We start from the raw sequence: 15281 nt of genomic DNA, 5'->3' as shown, positions 1-15281 counted from the left end.
TAAGTACTCCAAATTTTATAGGGTGTTTTTTTGTTATCGGCAATAAAGTACAAAACTGTGATCTATAAACTCTACAGTAAGGTAAAATACGATAATCTATAAGGGTTTATCAACCTTAAAATTAAATTTATAAGAATTGAAATATGGCTAAACGTAAAACAGCATATGTGTGCGCGGATTGTGGCGCTGAATATCCTAGATGGCAAGGTCAATGTGGGGATTGCCAAGCTTGGAATACTGTCACCGAATTTGTAGTGGCAGCGGCTAGCTCAAGCAGTCGCCAAGGTGGTGGTTATTCAGGCCAAACTCAGGCCAAAGTAGAAACTTTACAAGATATTGATTTAACAGCTTTACCAAGGTTTGCTTCAGGTTTTAAAGAACTCGATCGTGTGTTGGGTGGTGGAATTGTGCCTGGGTCAGCAATGTTAATTGGTGGTTCTCCAGGCGCAGGTAAAAGCACTATGTTATTACAAGTGATGTGTCAAATGGCTGTGGGTAAAAGCGCTTTGTATGTCACAGGGGAAGAGTCGTTACAACAAGTGGCCATGCGCGCAGAACGTTTGGGGTTAGCAAAAGACAAATTAAAATTGTTAGCCGAAACTAACGTCGACATTATTTGTGATTTAGCCTTAAAAAATAAACCAGAACTCATGGTGATTGACTCCATTCAAGTGATGCAGGTGTCAGATGTACAGTCAGCCCCAGGTAGTGTGTCCCAAGTGCGAGAAAGTGCAGCCTATTTAACCCGTTTTGCTAAACAAAACCATATTGCCATGTTTTTAGTGGGGCATGTGACTAAAGATGGGAGTTTAGCTGGGCCCAAAGTGTTGGAGCACTGTATTGACTGCTCTATGATGTTAGAAGGAGAGAGCGATAGCCGATACCGTACACTGAGAAGTCAAAAAAATAGATTTGGTGCGGTAAATGAATTAGGTGTATTTGCCATGACGGAAAAAGGCCTAAAAGAAGTCAATAACCCTTCCGCAATATTTCTCAGTCGAGGAGAAGATGCTTCTCCAGGTTCAGTAGTTATGGTGACTTGGGAAGGAACACGAGCTCTATTAGTTGAGATCCAAGCCTTAGTGGATTATTCACAAACCGCCAATCCGCGCCGGATCGCCGTAGGATTAGACCAAAATCGCTTGTCCATGTTATTGGCTGTTATGCATAGGCACGGCAATGTGCAAATGAACGATCAAGATGTATTTGCCAATGTGGTAGGCGGGGTAAAAGTTACTGAGACAGGTGCAGATTTAGCTGTGTTATTGTCTATGGTATCCAGTTTTAAAAACTTTGCTTTGTCAAAAGATCTAATTGTATTTGGTGAGGTAGGGTTGGCAGGAGAAATTCGGCCAGTCACCAATGGTATCGAACGCTTAGTCGAAGCCGCAAAACATGGCTTTAAAAAGGCCATAGTGCCATACGCAAATATGCCCAAACAAAAAATTCCGAATATGCAAGTAATTGGGGTAAAAAGGTTGACCGAGGCACTAGAAGCTATCGACTAAAGTTTAATGGTTAATAATGTCGATACTATACATAGTGGGAGTGGTTACATTTTTTGTTAACACTCAAGGGAATTTTATTTGCCTTCAAAATATTTCATACTGATATTAACCTTATTCGGCCCCTTCTCATTACATGCAAAATCTGTAATTTTTTGCATTGAAGAGATTGACTATCTTCCCTATATATCGTTACAAGATCATAAAAATAACAAAGTTGACGGTTTATTAATTAAAGTTGTTAAGCAAGCTTCGTTAAAAGTAGGTATTCAAGCTAAATTCACTCGTCAACCTTGGTTGAGGTGTCAAGCTATGGTCAAAAATGGACAAGTGCAAAGTTTGATGGCCATGATAAAAAATACCGATAGAGAAAAATTTTTCGCCTTTCCCAAAGATGTATTTTATATCCAACAAGTGGAATATCCAATTATCGTAAAACGTAATGGAGTGTTCGATGATAATAACCAATTAAAGCCAAATTTTTTCGATGAAAATCAATTGTTTGATCCTCAACTTTATAAAAAACATAACTACTTAGGGTTAGATGCTCCTTTAGGGTATATCAGTTATCAATATTTAGCAGCGAATAAAATTTTGCCCCCATTTCATACTAGTTTAGCCACTGGCTTGAATTTAGTTGTGCATGAAAAGTTAGATGGCTATGTGGTAGAGCGATTAATTGCACATCATGAAATACTAAAAGCAGGTTTAACTAAACAGCTAACAGTAACGCAAGGTATAGTGATGAAAAGTTATTGGTACGTGCCTTTTAATAAAGAATTTTATAAGCGAAATAGGAATAAAGTTAATAGATTTTGGCAAGTAGTGTCTGATTTAGGATCTCAAGTTTTGACTGATTTTTCTGAGACAAAAGTGATTATTGATACAGGTTTGTTAAAGACTCAGGGACAATAATCTGCGGTTGTTTAAAGGTTATGTTGCAAGAACAAGTTAACATAGACCTAGAATAAGGTCCCTAGAAGACATTGCAATGCCTCTTAGGGAACCAGATTGCTTCTTAATTAGGGCTCAGCTTACTTACTAATTTTTTTATACTTCAACCTATGAGGCTCTATTACGTCGGTTCCGTAGGTGTCTTTTAACCACGCGGCGTATTCGGTGTAGTTGCCATCAAAGAAGTTGATTTTACCTTCGTCGCGGTAATCCATGATGTGGGTGGCTATTCTATCTAAGAACCACCTGTCATGTGAAATCACCATGGCACAACCTGGGAATTCCAATAGGGCGTTTTCTAAGGCGCGCAGGGTTTCAACGTCCAAGTCATTGGTAGGCTCATCCAGTAATAATACGTTGCCGCCAGCTTTTAATAACTTAGCTAAATGCACACGGTTACGTTCACCACCAGACAAGTCTTTAATAAACTTTTGTTGGTCAGAGCCTTTAAAGTTAAAACGACCACAATAGGCACGACTATTTAGTTCAAAGTTACCTATACGGATAATATCTGAATCGTCAGAAATCTCTTTATAAACAGTGTTGTTGCCATCCATATGGTCACGGAATTGATCAACACTGGCTAATTGTACGGTTTTACCTATGTCGATTGTTCCCGCGTCAGCTTGTTCTTGGCCGGTTAACATTCTGAACAAAGTCGATTTACCCGCACCGTTAGGACCAATAATACCGACTATGGCTCCTTTGGGCATTTTGAAGTTTAAATCATCGATTAATAATCTATCACCATAAGATTTTTGTAATCCACTGACTTCAAATACTTTATCACCCAGCCTTTCCCCTGGTGGGATGAATAACTCACTGGTTTCATTACGCTTTTGGTAATCGCCAGTATTGAGCTCTTCAAAGCGCGCCATACGGGCTTTGCTTTTTGACTGGCGTCCTTTGGCGTTTGAGCGAACCCATTCTAATTCGGTTTTGATTGATTTTTGACGAGCACTTTCAGTTTTTTCTTCTTGCTCTAGACGGGCATCTTTTTGCTCTAACCAAGAAGAGTAGTTACCTTCCCAAGGAATGCCTTGACCACGGTCTAGCTCTAAGATCCAACCTGCGACATTATCTAGGAAATATCTATCATGGGTAATAGCTACCACTGTGCCTTCGTAATCGTGTAAGAAGCGCTCTAACCAAGCCACTGATTCTGCATCCAAGTGGTTAGTGGGTTCGTCGAGTAATAACATTTCTGGTTTTTCCAGAAGTAATTTACAAAGGGCTACACGTCTGCGTTCACCACCAGATAACTTGCTTACATCCGCATCCCAAGGTGGCAAGCGTAAAGCATCCGCTGCGCGCTCTAAAGCGTTATCTAAGTTGTGGCCGTCTTTTGATTGGATGATAGCTTCAAGTTCACCTTGTTCTTTGGCAAGTGCATCAAAGTCAGCGCCTTCTTCAGCGTATTCAGCATACACTTCTTCAATACGTTTAAGGGCATGAACCACATCTTGTACGGCTTCTTCAATATTGCCTCGTACGTCTTTTGTTTCATCTAGTTGCGGCTCTTGTGGTAAATAACCAATTTTCAAACCCGCTTGCGGAATAGCTTCACCTTCAATGTCTGTATCTAATCCCGCCATTATTTTTAATAAGGTAGATTTACCAGAACCATTCAAACCTAATACGCCAATTTTAGCGCCTGGGAAAAAGCTTAAAGAAATGTTTTTGAGGATATGTTTACCAGGTGGAACTACTTTTCCTACCCGCAACATGCTGTATACGTATTGAGCCATTTTGATTCTCTAATGAAATTTTTGTTAGTTTAATTCACCTAAGAGCTAGGTAAAAGCGATTGTGAACTTTAGTTTAAGTAATCTTGTCATTATCTAAGTGAATTTTACGAAATTTGTTTAATTCATAAAAAGTTAATGCGGTTAAGATCTTGCTCACGTAATATTTATTGTTACCACTTAGTTAATTATGAGTAGATATGAAAATAATAAATTGGGGAATTGTAGGGCCAGGCAATATAGCTAATACTTTTGCTAAAGCCATGCAACAATCTAAACGAGCTAGGCTAGCGGCAGTGGCTAGTCGGTCTGCAGAGCGTGGGCAAGCATTTGCCAAAGAGTACGATATTCCAGCTGTTTATGATAACTATCAAGCTTTGGCTGAAGATCCAAAGATCGATGTTATCTATATTGCCACTCCTCATAGTTTTCATTATCCCCAAGCTAAATTATGCCTAGAGGCGGGTAAAAATGTGTTATTGGAAAAGCCTTCCACTATTAATGCCAAGCAAATTCAAATTCTGACAGAGTTAGCTAAGCAACAAAATGTGTTTTTTCAAGAGGCTATTTGGAGCCGCTTTATGCCATGCCTGGCCAAAGTTAAACAAAAAATTGCTGATGGTGTGATTGGTGATATTCAATATATAACCTCAACTATTGGTTTTGCCTTTCAGCATAGAGACACAAACCGTTTGTATGATCCAAAATTAGGTGGTGGGGCTTTGTTAGATTTGGGCTTGTATCCTATTGCTTTAAGCCAAGCTATTTTGGGTGAAGAGCCAAGTGTTATTCAAGCTATGGGCAATGTGAGCGAGAAACAGGTTGATGAAACCACTATTGTGAACATGCAATATCCATCAGGACGCTACTCTCAATTTACTTGCTCAGCGTCTGGCCATTGTCCAAACTCCATGACAATAGTGGGCACAGACGGCAATATCGTTTTACCGGCCATGTTTTGGGATACCGACCAAGCACAAGTATTTGATTTAGAAGGTTTAGTCGAAACAATTGATTTCCCCCATGCTGTCAATGGTTTTGAATATCAGATTGAAGAGTCGATGCGCTGTATTGATGCAGGCAAACATTATAGTGACTTGATGACTCACGATGAAAGTATTGGAATAATCAAAATAATGGATCAAGTTCGCAGCCAAATTGGTTTGCAATTTTGCGCTGAAATTGAAGCAATTTAATAACTGTAATTAATATTAGGCATTGGTTACAACTTTTGGTTGTTTCTCATGCCCTAATTACTGTATACAAATTCGTAAAAATCACTAAAATGTGCGCTGTTTAATTTTCCTATTTTTTATACCCTGATTTTGAGGATACGTAATGCTTACACGTGATATGAATATTGCTGATTTCGACCCAGAATTGTATCAAGCAATTCAAAATGAGAACCAACGTCAGGAGCATCATATTGAATTGATCGCCTCTGAAAACTATTGCAGCCCACGTGTGTTAGAAGCTCAAGGCTCTCAGTTAACCAATAAATATGCTGAAGGTTATCCTCATAAACGTTATTACGGCGGTTGTGAATATGTTGATATTGCAGAAGATTTAGCTATCGAACGTGCTAAACAGTTGTTTGGTGCAGATTACGCAAACGTGCAACCTCATGCTGGTTCACAAGCTAACTCGGCTGTATTTATGGCCTTATTAAATGCTGGTGACACTGTTTTAGGTATGAGCCTAGCACACGGTGGTCACTTAACTCATGGTGCTTCAGTTAGCTTTTCTGGTAAAACTTATAATGCTGTGCAATATGGATTACACCCAGAAACGGGCGAAATCGATATGGCTCAAGTTGAAGCGTTAGCGTTAGAACATAAACCAAAAATGATTATCGGTGGTTTCTCTGCTTATTCAGGCATAGTTGATTGGCAAAAATTCCGTGAAATAGCTGATAAAGTAGGCGCTTATTTGTTAGTGGATATGGCTCACGTAGCCGGTTTGGTTGCGGCGGGTGTTTATCCTAGCCCAATGGCTCATGCTCACGTAGTGACTACTACTACTCACAAAACTCTTGCTGGCCCTCGTGGTGGTTTGATTTTATCTGCTTGTGGTGACGAAGCTATTTATAAAAAGTTAAATAGTGCGGTATTCCCTGGAGGCCAAGGTGGTCCTTTATGTCACGTTATTGCTGCTAAAGCAGTCGCCTTTAAAGAAGCGCTACAACCAGAGTTTAAGGTTTACCAACAACAAGTAGTTAAAAACGCTCAAGCAATGGTTGCTGTTATTCAAGAGCGTGGTCACAAGGTTGTATCTGGCGGAACTGACAATCACTTGTTCTTATTAGATTTGATTGGTAAAGAGTACACAGGTAAAGATGCTGATGCCGCTTTAGGTGCAGCAAACATTACGGTAAACAAAAACTCTGTACCGAATGATCCTCGTTCACCATTTGTAACCAGTGGTTTACGTATTGGTTCGCCTGCAATCACTCGTCGTGGTTTCAAAGAAGAGCAAGCTAAACAAGTGGCTAACTGGATCTGTGACGTATTAGATAATATAGACGATGCATCTGTTATCGAAAAAGTGAAAGCTGAAGTGGTGACACTTTGTGAAGCTTTTCCCGTTTATGCCTAATTAAACATTAGCAAAATTAAGCGTTAGTAAATAAACAGTTAAAAAGCCGGCCTAGTGTCGGTTTTTTGTTTCTGTTGTATGCCTAGCGGCATATTTTTGTTAATTTAGCGGAATTATCCATTTTCAATAGAAGTCGCTATGTATTGTCCATTTTGTTCTGTGCAAGAAACTAAAGTTATTGACTCTCGATTGGTTGCCGATGGTAGCCAGGTTAGGCGCAGACGCGAGTGCACATTATGTAAAGAACGTTTTACTACTTTTGAAATGGCTGAACTTGTGATGCCTAGGATCGTAAAGCGAGATGGATCTCGTGAGCCTTTTAACGAAGATAAATTGCGGGCTGGGTTACAACGAGCCTTGGAGAAACGTCCGGTAAGTACTGAACAAGTTGAAGAATGTGTTAGCCGGCTTAAATCTTCTTTGAGAGCCACGGGCGAGCGTGAGGTCAGCAGTGAATCTTTAGGTAATTTGATTATGGATGCCTTAAAAGAGTTAGACAAAGTGGCTTACGTGCGATTTGCCTCTGTGTATCGATCTTTCGAAGATATTCGTGAGTTTGGTGAAGAAATTGCTCGTTTAGGTGATTAAACATTAATATTCAATTGATTGGTTTTATATTTCAGTGACTGAGTTTTCAAAATTAGATCATGAGTACATGGCTCGTGCTATTCAGTTAGCCAAGCGTGGGCAATATACCACTTCACCGAACCCCAATGTGGGCTGTGTAATTGTTGATAAGCAAGGGAAAATTGTGGGTGAAGGCTGGCATCAGAAAGCTGGTACCCCTCATGCTGAAGTACATGCTTTAAATAATGCCTTAAAAAAGACCCAAGCTAGTGATTTACCTAGTGGAGCAACGGCTTACGTCACATTAGAACCCTGCAGTCATCAAGGGCGAACGCCACCTTGTGCTGATGCTTTGATCAAATCTAAGGTGAGCCGAGTAGTGGCCGCTATGGTTGATCCAAATCCTTTAGTAGCCGGCAAAGGTTTAGCTAAACTTAAAGCTGCGGGTATTGAAACTCAGTCTGGTTTGTTACAAGTCAGCGCCGAAAAAATAAATCGTGGTTTTATCAAACGTATGCAAACGGGCAAACCTTGGGTCACCGTTAAGTTAGCGGCTAGTTTAGATGGAAAAACGGCACTCAACAATGGCTTAAGTCAATGGATAACTGGCCCTTTGGCAAGACAAGACGTACAAAGGCATAGAGCCAAAAGTTGCGCTATTTTATCTGGTTCTGGCACGGTTATGGCTGATGACCCATCGCTAAACGTTAGATATTCGGAACTAAATATATCAACTGATGAGCTAAAACTTGAAGATTTACGCCAGCCCTTACGGATCATTTTAGATGGTCGTAATCAATTGCCGACAAACTTAAAATTACTTCAAGCAGCAAGTCACAATCAGGCTGGAGACGTCTTACTTATAAACGGTCAAATGAGTCAATGTGATTTCCCTGAACATGTTAGCCAGTGGCAAGCGCCTTTGGTTAATGTTGATGGCACTAGCGGTAGTAAGTTGGACTTACATGCCGTGATGACTAAACTCGGTGGCAAACAAATTAATCATATTTGGGTGGAAGCTGGGGCTAAGTTAGCCGGGGCTCTATTACAAAATAAATTAATCGACGAATTGATTTTATATCAAGCGCCCAAATTAATAGGGGGCGATGGGCAAAATTTATTTGATACAATTGCCATTCAATCTATGCAAGATCTAACCGAGTTAACCTGGACAGATGTGCGACATATTGGACCTGATCTTAAAATGACAGCGCTAATTAATCGTGATTAAACTGAACCATAATTTAAACAAAATTAACTGAAAGTAGAGTATCTACATAAATATGTTTACCGGAATTATTGAAGATGTGGGCGTAATACAAAGTTTAACGCCAACAGGTGAAGACATTAGATTGTCTATTAAAACCAATAAGTTAGATATGTCAGACGTAAAGTTAGGCGACAGTATCGCCAATAACGGTGTGTGTTTAACCGTAGTGGCTATGACCGCCAATAGTTTTAGCGCCGATGTATCCCATGAAACCATTAAACGCACTGGCTTTGCGAGTTACCAAGCGGGTAGTAAAGTTAATTTAGAAAAAGCCATGCAAGCCAATGGTCGACTAGGTGGTCATATTGTTAGTGGCCATGTGGATGGTGTGGGTGAAGTCTTATCTGTCAATAATGTAGGGCGTTACGTAGAAATTTGGCTAAAAGCGCCAGATGACTTGGCCAAATATTTGGCTGAAAAAGGTTCGATTACCGTTGATGGTGTGAGTCTAACAGTGAATCAGGTAAATGGTGCTAAACTACTATTAACTCTAATCCCCCATAGCCTACAAGAAACCATTATTGGTTTATATAAAATGGGAACTAAAGTGAATTTAGAAGTGGATGTCATCGCTCGTTACCTTGAAAGGCTAATGTTGGGAGATAAGGCTGCATTACCAAATGATGATAAGCAAGGCCAAGATATCAGTATGGCTTTTTTAGCTGAAAACGGATATTTGAAATAATCGACTGAGTGGTAACAACTCAAATTTACGCGTCAACCAAGAATAGTGAACTATGTTATTAAATAGCAGTGAAGAAATAATTGAAGATATTCGCCAAGGAAAAATGGTGATTTTAATGGATGACGAAGATCGTGAAAACGAAGGCGATCTTATTATGGCTGCTGAGCATGTGACTCCAGAAGCCATTAATTTCATGGTGACACACGCTAGAGGTTTAGTCTGTTTACCTATGACAGAAGAACGTTGCAAAATGTTAAATTTGCCGCTTATGGTGGATAACAATGGCGCTGCTTTTTCGACAAACTTTACCGTTTCAATTGAAGCGGCAGAAGGTGTGACAACAGGGATTTCAGCTGCGGATAGAGCAAAAACAGTATTAGCCGCTGTGGGTAAAAATGCTCAAGCAAAAGACATAGTGCAACCTGGGCATATTTTCCCGCTTATCGCAAAAGAAGGCGGTGTACTTAATAGAGCGGGGCACACAGAGGCGGGAGTCGACTTACCTCGTTTAGCTGGTTGTGAACCGGCTTCTGTTATTGTCGAAATTTTAAATGAAGATGGCAGCATGGCTAGACGGCCAGAGTTAGAACAGTTCGCTGCTAAGCATGATTTAAAAATAGGTACTATTGCCGATTTAATCGAATACAGAAACTTAAACGAAACCACAATTGAAAAAGTCTCTACTTGTAAATTACCTACTGAGTTTGGTGAATTTGATTTAGTCACGTTTAAAGATGTGATTGATAACCAAGTACATTTTGCTATGTGTAAAGGTGAAATAAATGGTGAAACACCCACTTTGGTGCGAGTGCATTTACAAAATACCTTTAGTGATTTATTAGGCTCTCAACGTTCAATCTCTCGCAGTATGGGCCTGCCTGAAGGGATCAAATATATTGCAGAGCATGGCGGCGTATTAGTTTTGTTAGGTAAAGACGAAGACTTGTTATCCCAAGTGAAAATGTTTGAAGCTGAAGACCAAGGTGAAAAACCAGTCACAGCAGCTTGGCAAGGATCCTCCAGAACCATAGGAGTGGGGAGCCAAATATTGGCGAGTTTGGGCATTAAAAAAATGCGCTTATTGAGTAAACCTAAAAAATATCATGCGTTATCTGGATATGGTTTAGAAGTAGTAGAGTACGTTGAAATTTAGTTCTGTAGATTACTTCTCACGAAGGATCAAGCAAAGCAAAAATATCACAATATTTTGAGTTCTGGTTGTGCTAAACTGCGCGCCGATTTTTCTAGTAAGGTTTTTTAGATGAACATTATTGAAGGTAACATTCGCGCTACGGGTAAAAAGTTCGCACTTGTAGTAGCTAGATTTAACAGTTTTGTAGTTGAAAGCTTAGTTGACGGTGCTCTTGACGCTTTGGAAAGACACGGTGAAGTGAATGAGCAAGACATTACTTTAGTACGTGTTCCAGGTGCATATGAATTACCAATTGCGGCTAAAAAATTAGCTGAGAAAAATAAATACGATGCCATTATTGCTTTAGGTGCTGTCATCCGTGGTGGTACGCCACACTTTGATTTTGTTGCTGGCGAATGTAATAAAGGTCTTGCCCAAGTCTCTTTAGAGTATGGTATTCCTGTTTCTTTTGGTGTGATCACCACTGACAGCATTGAGCAAGCGATTGAACGTTCTGGTACAAAAGCGGGCAACAAAGGTGCAGAAGCAGCAGTTGGCGCATTAGAAATGGTCAATGTATTGGCTAATATTGAAGGGGCAGAGTAGGTGAAACCTAAAGCTCGCCATCTAGCCAGAGAATTAGCGGTACAAGCTGTTTATTCATGGCAAATGACTAAAAACCCTGTTGAACAAATAGAGTTGAGTATAGTTACCAGTAATAATATGCAAAAAGTAGACAGTGAATACTTTTTAGAATTATTAAGGTCGGTGGTTAAAGATCACGAAGAACTAGACAAAAAAATCAAACCTTATCTAGGCCGTTTACCAGAAGAACTTGATCCAGTAGAAAACGCTATTTTACGTATCGCTACTTATGAATTGGTTGCTAGAATCGATGTGCCCTATAAAGTGGTGATTAATGAAGCGATAGAATTAGCCAAATCGTTCGGAGCTGACGAAAGTCACAAGTTTGTAAATGGTGTATTGGATAAAGCCATTAAGACCCTTCGCAAAGATGAAATAGGTAGATAAGTATAAATTACTTATGAGGGCGGGTAATATGTATTACCCGATCACCCGTCTAGTTTATTATTCGGCCAAAACTCGGCCATTAACTGGTCAATATTAGGTCATCATTTCAGTGAAAGAATTTAATCTTATTGAACACTTTTTTAAACAGAAGAGTGGTACACGTAAAGATGTAGTGATTGGCATAGGTGATGATGCCGCGGTTACCCACATTCCTCAGGGCCAGGCACTGGTTACCACCACAGATACTTTATTAAGTGGTGTACATTTTTTACCAAATGCCAGCCCTCACTCTATTGCTCAAAAAGCGGTTGCTGTTAATTTGAGCGATTTAGCGGCTATGGGAGCTGAGCCTGCATGGATTAGCTTATCCCTTAGCGCGCCTGATGTTGATGAAGAATGGCTGACTGAATTTTCCCGAGGTTTACAAGATCAAATTGAGTATTATTCTATTCAATTGATTGGAGGCGACACAGTTCAAGGGCCATTAGCGATCACTATCACCGCCCAAGGATTTGTGCCATACGAACAGGCTATCACCCGTAGTGGTGCCAAACCCGGTGATTTGGTATATGTGACAGGCACCTTGGGTGATGCAGGACTCGGTTTAGCAATTGCTAAAAACGAAGTCGATCAGGTTATCGAAAAACCTTTGAGCCAAGTCAACCGAGACTTTTTACTCAAACGATTAAATTATCCTACTCCAAGATTATTAACTGGTACCCAACTAAGACGTATTGCTAATTCGTGTATCGATTTATCTGATGGACTGATTTCTGATATCAAACATATTTTAAAAATGTCAGCTTGTGGTGCTACTTTAGATTTAGAAAAACTACCTTTATCTCAAGCCTTAGTGAATTCAGTGGATGAAGAAACGGCTTTAAAGTATGCCTTGAGTGCTGGGGATGATTACGAATTATTATTTACAGTAAGTGAAGAACAAAAAGGCAACCTAGAAACTACATTGGCAAGTGCCAATATTCAGGTGACTTGTATTGGCCATTTAAATGGTAATGTAGGTAATTTAGAGCTGAAAAAAAATAACCTGCCTTATCAAAATAACGTGCAGGGTTACCAACACTTTTAGAGATCTGTAATGGATAAACATATACGTCAACGTGTGAGTATGTACAACCCTATCCATTTTTTGGCTTTGGGTTTCGGTAGTGGTTTAGCCCCTAAAGCTCCGGGTACATTCGGCACACTGGCTGCATTTCCTTTAGTTGTTTTATTATCTGTTTATTCGAGCCTTGTTACTTATCTAGTTATCACGCTCATAGTTTGTATCACTGGTATCTGGATCTGTGAAAAAGCGGCCAAAGATATGCTAGTGCATGACGATTCATCCATAGTCTGGGACGAAATTGCCGGCATGTTGATTACTATGATTGCTGTTCCCCTAAGTTGGCAAACTCTTGTGGCCGGATTCATCTTGTTTCGCTTTTTCGACATACTAAAACCTTGGCCAATTAGTTATTTAGACAAACAAGTACATGGAGGTTTTGGTATTATGATCGATGATGTATTAGCCGGAGTATTTGCCCTAATTTGTTTGCATCTAGGTTTGTACTTCATTTAAAGCCCTTTAATTACATCCTTCACATTTATATCCCTTTTATTTATACCAGTTCTTTTATACCAGTCTGACCAGCAAGCTTAGTGTCATTTTCTAGCAGTTAAGAATGTACAATTTCCCTAAGCTTATGTATCTTGTTACTTTTATGTTAAGAAATCGTTTTCATCATTAGTTCAATGATCAAACGAAAAACAATAATAAAAGTACTTGGAGGTACTCGTGGCGATAGTTTCAGTTGGTATAGCAATACTCATACTTATCTTGTTAGTAACATGGGCCAAGCTCAATCCCTTTTTAGCTTTTTTAGTCACCTCAGTCATTGCCGCGATTATGTTGGATGTGCCGATTGAGGCCATTCCATCCATAATTGAAAAAGGCATGGGCGGACTATTAGGTGCTCTTACTGTGATTATTTGTTTAGGCGCTATGTTCGGCAAGCTCATTTCTGAAAGTGGTGCTGCCCAACAAATTAGTCGCAGCTTAATGTCCTTGTTTGGTGACAAATATATTACTTGGGCCTTGATGTTTACCGGTTTTATTGTGGGCATCCCTTTATTTTATAACGTGGGGTTTGTGTTATTAATTCCGCTGGTATTTTCTGTTGCTTATCAAACTAAATTACCTGCAGTGTATCTAGGTATTCCGTTATTGGCAGCATTGTCTGTGACCCATGGGTTTTTACCACCTCATCCGTCACCAACCGCTTTAGTACCGCAGTTTGGTGCAGATTTAGGTTTAACCCTAGTTTACGGCTTAATCGTGGCATTACCTACTATGGCTTTAGCTGGTCCCATATTCGCCAAAACTTTAAAAAACATTGATAGCCAACCAATCGACACATTCAAACCCGCTGATTTAAAAGACGAAGAATTACCCAGCGTATTTAACAGTTTTGCTACCAGTTTATTACCCGTTATTTTAATTGCTGGTACCACAGCGTTACCTTATGTAGTGGCAGACAGTAACTCTGCATTTATACAGTTTATTGGTAATCCTATGGTGGTCATGATGATTGCTTTAGCAGTGGCCACTGTAACTTTAGGTTTATCCCGCAAGATGCAAATAACCAAAATTATGGATGATTATAGTGATGCCATTAAAGACATAGCTGTGATTTTATTGGTGATAGCTGGAGCTGGTGCACTAAAGCAAGTCTTTGTGACCAGTGGGGTGAGCTCTGAGATCGGTGATGCATTGCAAAGTATAGATTTGAACCCATTAATTCTAGCTTGGCTAATCGCTACAATTATTCGTATTTGTTTAGGCTCTGCCACAGTGGCAGGCCTAACTGCTGCAGGCATAGTTGCGCCATTAGTATTAACTACAGACGTTAATCCAAATCTCATGGTGTTAGCGATTGGTGCGGGCAGTTTAATGTGCTCACACGTAAACGACTCTGGCTTTTGGATGTTTAAAGGCTATTTTAACTTGAGCCTTAAAGACACCTTTAAATCATGGACTTTGATGGAAACTATGGTGGGTGTGATTGGTATTATATCTGTGTTGATCCTCGACCAGTTTGTATAATAAATATTGAAGGGGCATTTAAGTGGCTCACTTTATTGATTAAGTTACTAGTAAGCTTATTAATCGCCCATTAATTTGAAATCGGCAATGCCGTGGTATTGATCGGAGACTTCAATACAAAGGACGAATGCACACCGCTTACCCCTTCAATTGGGGTGAGCTTGTTCAATAAAAACTGCTGAAAATCATCCATATCTTTGACTATCACTTTAAGTAAATAATCAGCCGATTGACCAGTGACCAAGTGGCATTCTAATACTTCTGAAAACTCTGCTATTTTTGCTTCAAAATGACTAAATCTATCTGGTGTGTGTTTGTCCATACTAATTTGCATAAAACAGATTAAGGTTAAACCGAGTTTTCTAGCATTCAGTATGGTTACATATCCCTCAATTAGGCCAGATTCTTCTAGTTGTTTGACACGACGTAAACAGGGTGACGGCGATAAGTTAATTGCCTCCGCTAACTCTTGGTTTGAGAGTTTTCCTCGTTGCTGAATAATCTCTAAAATATGCTTGTCGTATCTATCTAATTTCATTATTTAATTTATTTTAGATATTTAATTTCACATTATGGTAAATCTTAGCAATATTGTTGTCCATAATTAATATCACATACTTATATTCGCAATTTATCCCTAGGACTTGTTCGCTATTCTTTATACATCCAACTAGATAGTGTTCGAGGCGTAGA

At 39.6% G+C, this 15281-nt stretch carries 15 protein-coding genes; 13 read left to right on the top strand and 2 right to left on the bottom strand.

Annotation, left to right across the window (positions count from 1 at the left end; all coding sequences use genetic code 11):
• Positions 1-143 precede the first annotated feature (143 nt).
• Together radA and L0668_RS08970 are read left to right on the top strand one after the other, a co-directional pair.
• On the top strand, positions 144-1508 hold the full coding sequence (radA, locus tag L0668_RS08975; RefSeq protein ID WP_235311910.1) for a DNA repair protein RadA: 1365 nt from the start codon (positions 144-146) through the stop codon (positions 1506-1508).
• A 78-nt stretch (positions 1509-1586) separates the two neighbouring features.
• Entirely contained in the window at positions 1587-2420 is an 834-nt protein-coding gene (locus L0668_RS08970) for a substrate-binding periplasmic protein (RefSeq protein WP_235311908.1), read from the top strand.
• A 119-nt stretch (positions 2421-2539) separates the two neighbouring features.
• Here L0668_RS08970 and ettA read toward each other — a convergent pair whose 3' ends face one another.
• On the bottom strand, positions 2540-4207 hold the full coding sequence (ettA, locus tag L0668_RS08965; RefSeq protein ID WP_235311906.1) for an energy-dependent translational throttle protein EttA: 1668 nt from the start codon (positions 4205-4207) through the stop codon (positions 2540-2542).
• 197 nt (positions 4208-4404) lie between these two features.
• On the opposite strand from ettA, the gene L0668_RS08960 reads away from it, so the two are divergent.
• From L0668_RS08960 to L0668_RS08910, 11 genes are all read left to right on the top strand, one after another.
• Positions 4405-5400 carry a Gfo/Idh/MocA family protein gene (locus L0668_RS08960; RefSeq protein ID WP_235311904.1) on the top strand — a complete coding sequence of 332 codons (996 nt, stop codon included), beginning with the start codon at positions 4405-4407 and terminating at the stop codon, positions 5398-5400.
• A gap of 142 nt (positions 5401-5542) precedes the next feature.
• On the top strand, positions 5543-6799 hold the full coding sequence (gene glyA / locus L0668_RS08955) for a serine hydroxymethyltransferase (RefSeq protein WP_235311903.1): 1257 nt from the start codon (positions 5543-5545) through the stop codon (positions 6797-6799).
• Between the two features lie 138 nt (positions 6800-6937).
• Positions 6938-7387, top strand: coding sequence for a transcriptional regulator NrdR (gene nrdR, locus L0668_RS08950; RefSeq protein ID WP_235311901.1), 450 nt, complete (start codon positions 6938-6940; stop codon positions 7385-7387).
• Positions 7388-7421: 34 nt separating this feature from the next.
• Positions 7422-8597: a bifunctional diaminohydroxyphosphoribosylaminopyrimidine deaminase/5-amino-6-(5-phosphoribosylamino)uracil reductase RibD gene (gene ribD / locus L0668_RS08945; RefSeq protein WP_235311900.1), complete on the top strand. Its 1176-nt coding sequence runs from the start codon at positions 7422-7424 to the stop codon at positions 8595-8597.
• Between the two features lie 52 nt (positions 8598-8649).
• The gene (locus L0668_RS08940; RefSeq protein ID WP_235311899.1) at positions 8650-9321 is read left to right on the top strand and encodes a riboflavin synthase; all 672 of its coding nucleotides are present in this window, start codon (positions 8650-8652) and stop codon (positions 9319-9321) included.
• A 52-nt stretch (positions 9322-9373) separates the two neighbouring features.
• On the top strand, positions 9374-10474 hold the full coding sequence (ribBA, locus tag L0668_RS08935; RefSeq protein ID WP_235311898.1) for a bifunctional 3,4-dihydroxy-2-butanone-4-phosphate synthase/GTP cyclohydrolase II: 1101 nt from the start codon (positions 9374-9376) through the stop codon (positions 10472-10474).
• Positions 10475-10582: 108 nt separating this feature from the next.
• Positions 10583-11059, top strand: coding sequence for a 6,7-dimethyl-8-ribityllumazine synthase (ribH, locus tag L0668_RS08930; RefSeq protein ID WP_235311897.1), 477 nt, complete (start codon positions 10583-10585; stop codon positions 11057-11059).
• Positions 11060-11485 (top strand): transcription antitermination factor NusB, encoded by a 426-nt coding sequence (nusB, locus tag L0668_RS08925; protein WP_235311896.1) that lies wholly within the window; start codon positions 11060-11062, stop codon positions 11483-11485. It begins immediately after the preceding gene.
• A gap of 109 nt (positions 11486-11594) precedes the next feature.
• The gene (thiL, locus tag L0668_RS08920) at positions 11595-12572 is read left to right on the top strand and encodes a thiamine-phosphate kinase (protein WP_235311895.1); all 978 of its coding nucleotides are present in this window, start codon (positions 11595-11597) and stop codon (positions 12570-12572) included.
• A gap of 9 nt (positions 12573-12581) precedes the next feature.
• A complete protein-coding gene (locus L0668_RS08915; protein WP_235311894.1) occupies positions 12582-13064 on the top strand; it encodes a phosphatidylglycerophosphatase A family protein in 483 nt (160 codons plus the stop codon).
• 216 nt (positions 13065-13280) lie between these two features.
• Positions 13281-14588 (top strand): gluconate:H+ symporter, encoded by a 1308-nt coding sequence (locus L0668_RS08910; protein WP_235311892.1) that lies wholly within the window; start codon positions 13281-13283, stop codon positions 14586-14588.
• A 70-nt stretch (positions 14589-14658) separates the two neighbouring features.
• Here L0668_RS08910 and L0668_RS08905 read toward each other — a convergent pair whose 3' ends face one another.
• Complete coding sequence (locus L0668_RS08905; protein WP_235311890.1) at positions 14659-15126, bottom strand: Lrp/AsnC family transcriptional regulator; 468 nt, start codon at positions 15124-15126, stop codon at positions 14659-14661.
• Positions 15127-15281 lie beyond the last annotated feature (155 nt).

Source organism: Paraglaciecola algarum (assembly GCF_021532655.1).
Lineage (GTDB): Bacteria > Pseudomonadota > Gammaproteobacteria > Enterobacterales > Alteromonadaceae > Paraglaciecola > Paraglaciecola algarum.
The sequence above is the reverse complement of the archived record's forward strand: the minus strand, read 5'-3'. Positions and strand labels throughout refer to the sequence as shown.

Coding starts and splice junctions, on each gene's coding strand:
- L0668_RS08940 (WP_235311899.1), top strand. CDS start 8,650: ATGTTTACCGGAATTATTGAAGATGTGGGCGTAATACAAAGTTTAACG.
- ettA (WP_235311906.1), bottom strand. CDS start 4,207: ATGGCTCAATACGTATACAGCATGTTGCGGGTAGGAAAAGTAGTTCCA.
- ribH (WP_235311897.1), top strand. CDS start 10,583: ATGAACATTATTGAAGGTAACATTCGCGCTACGGGTAAAAAGTTCGCA.
- L0668_RS08960 (WP_235311904.1), top strand. CDS start 4,405: ATGAAAATAATAAATTGGGGAATTGTAGGGCCAGGCAATATAGCTAAT.
- ribBA (WP_235311898.1), top strand. CDS start 9,374: ATGTTATTAAATAGCAGTGAAGAAATAATTGAAGATATTCGCCAAGGA.
- L0668_RS08915 (WP_235311894.1), top strand. CDS start 12,582: ATGGATAAACATATACGTCAACGTGTGAGTATGTACAACCCTATCCAT.
- nrdR (WP_235311901.1), top strand. CDS start 6,938: ATGTATTGTCCATTTTGTTCTGTGCAAGAAACTAAAGTTATTGACTCT.
- glyA (WP_235311903.1), top strand. CDS start 5,543: ATGCTTACACGTGATATGAATATTGCTGATTTCGACCCAGAATTGTAT.
- L0668_RS08905 (WP_235311890.1), bottom strand. CDS start 15,126: ATGAAATTAGATAGATACGACAAGCATATTTTAGAGATTATTCAGCAA.
- radA (WP_235311910.1), top strand. CDS start 144: ATGGCTAAACGTAAAACAGCATATGTGTGCGCGGATTGTGGCGCTGAA.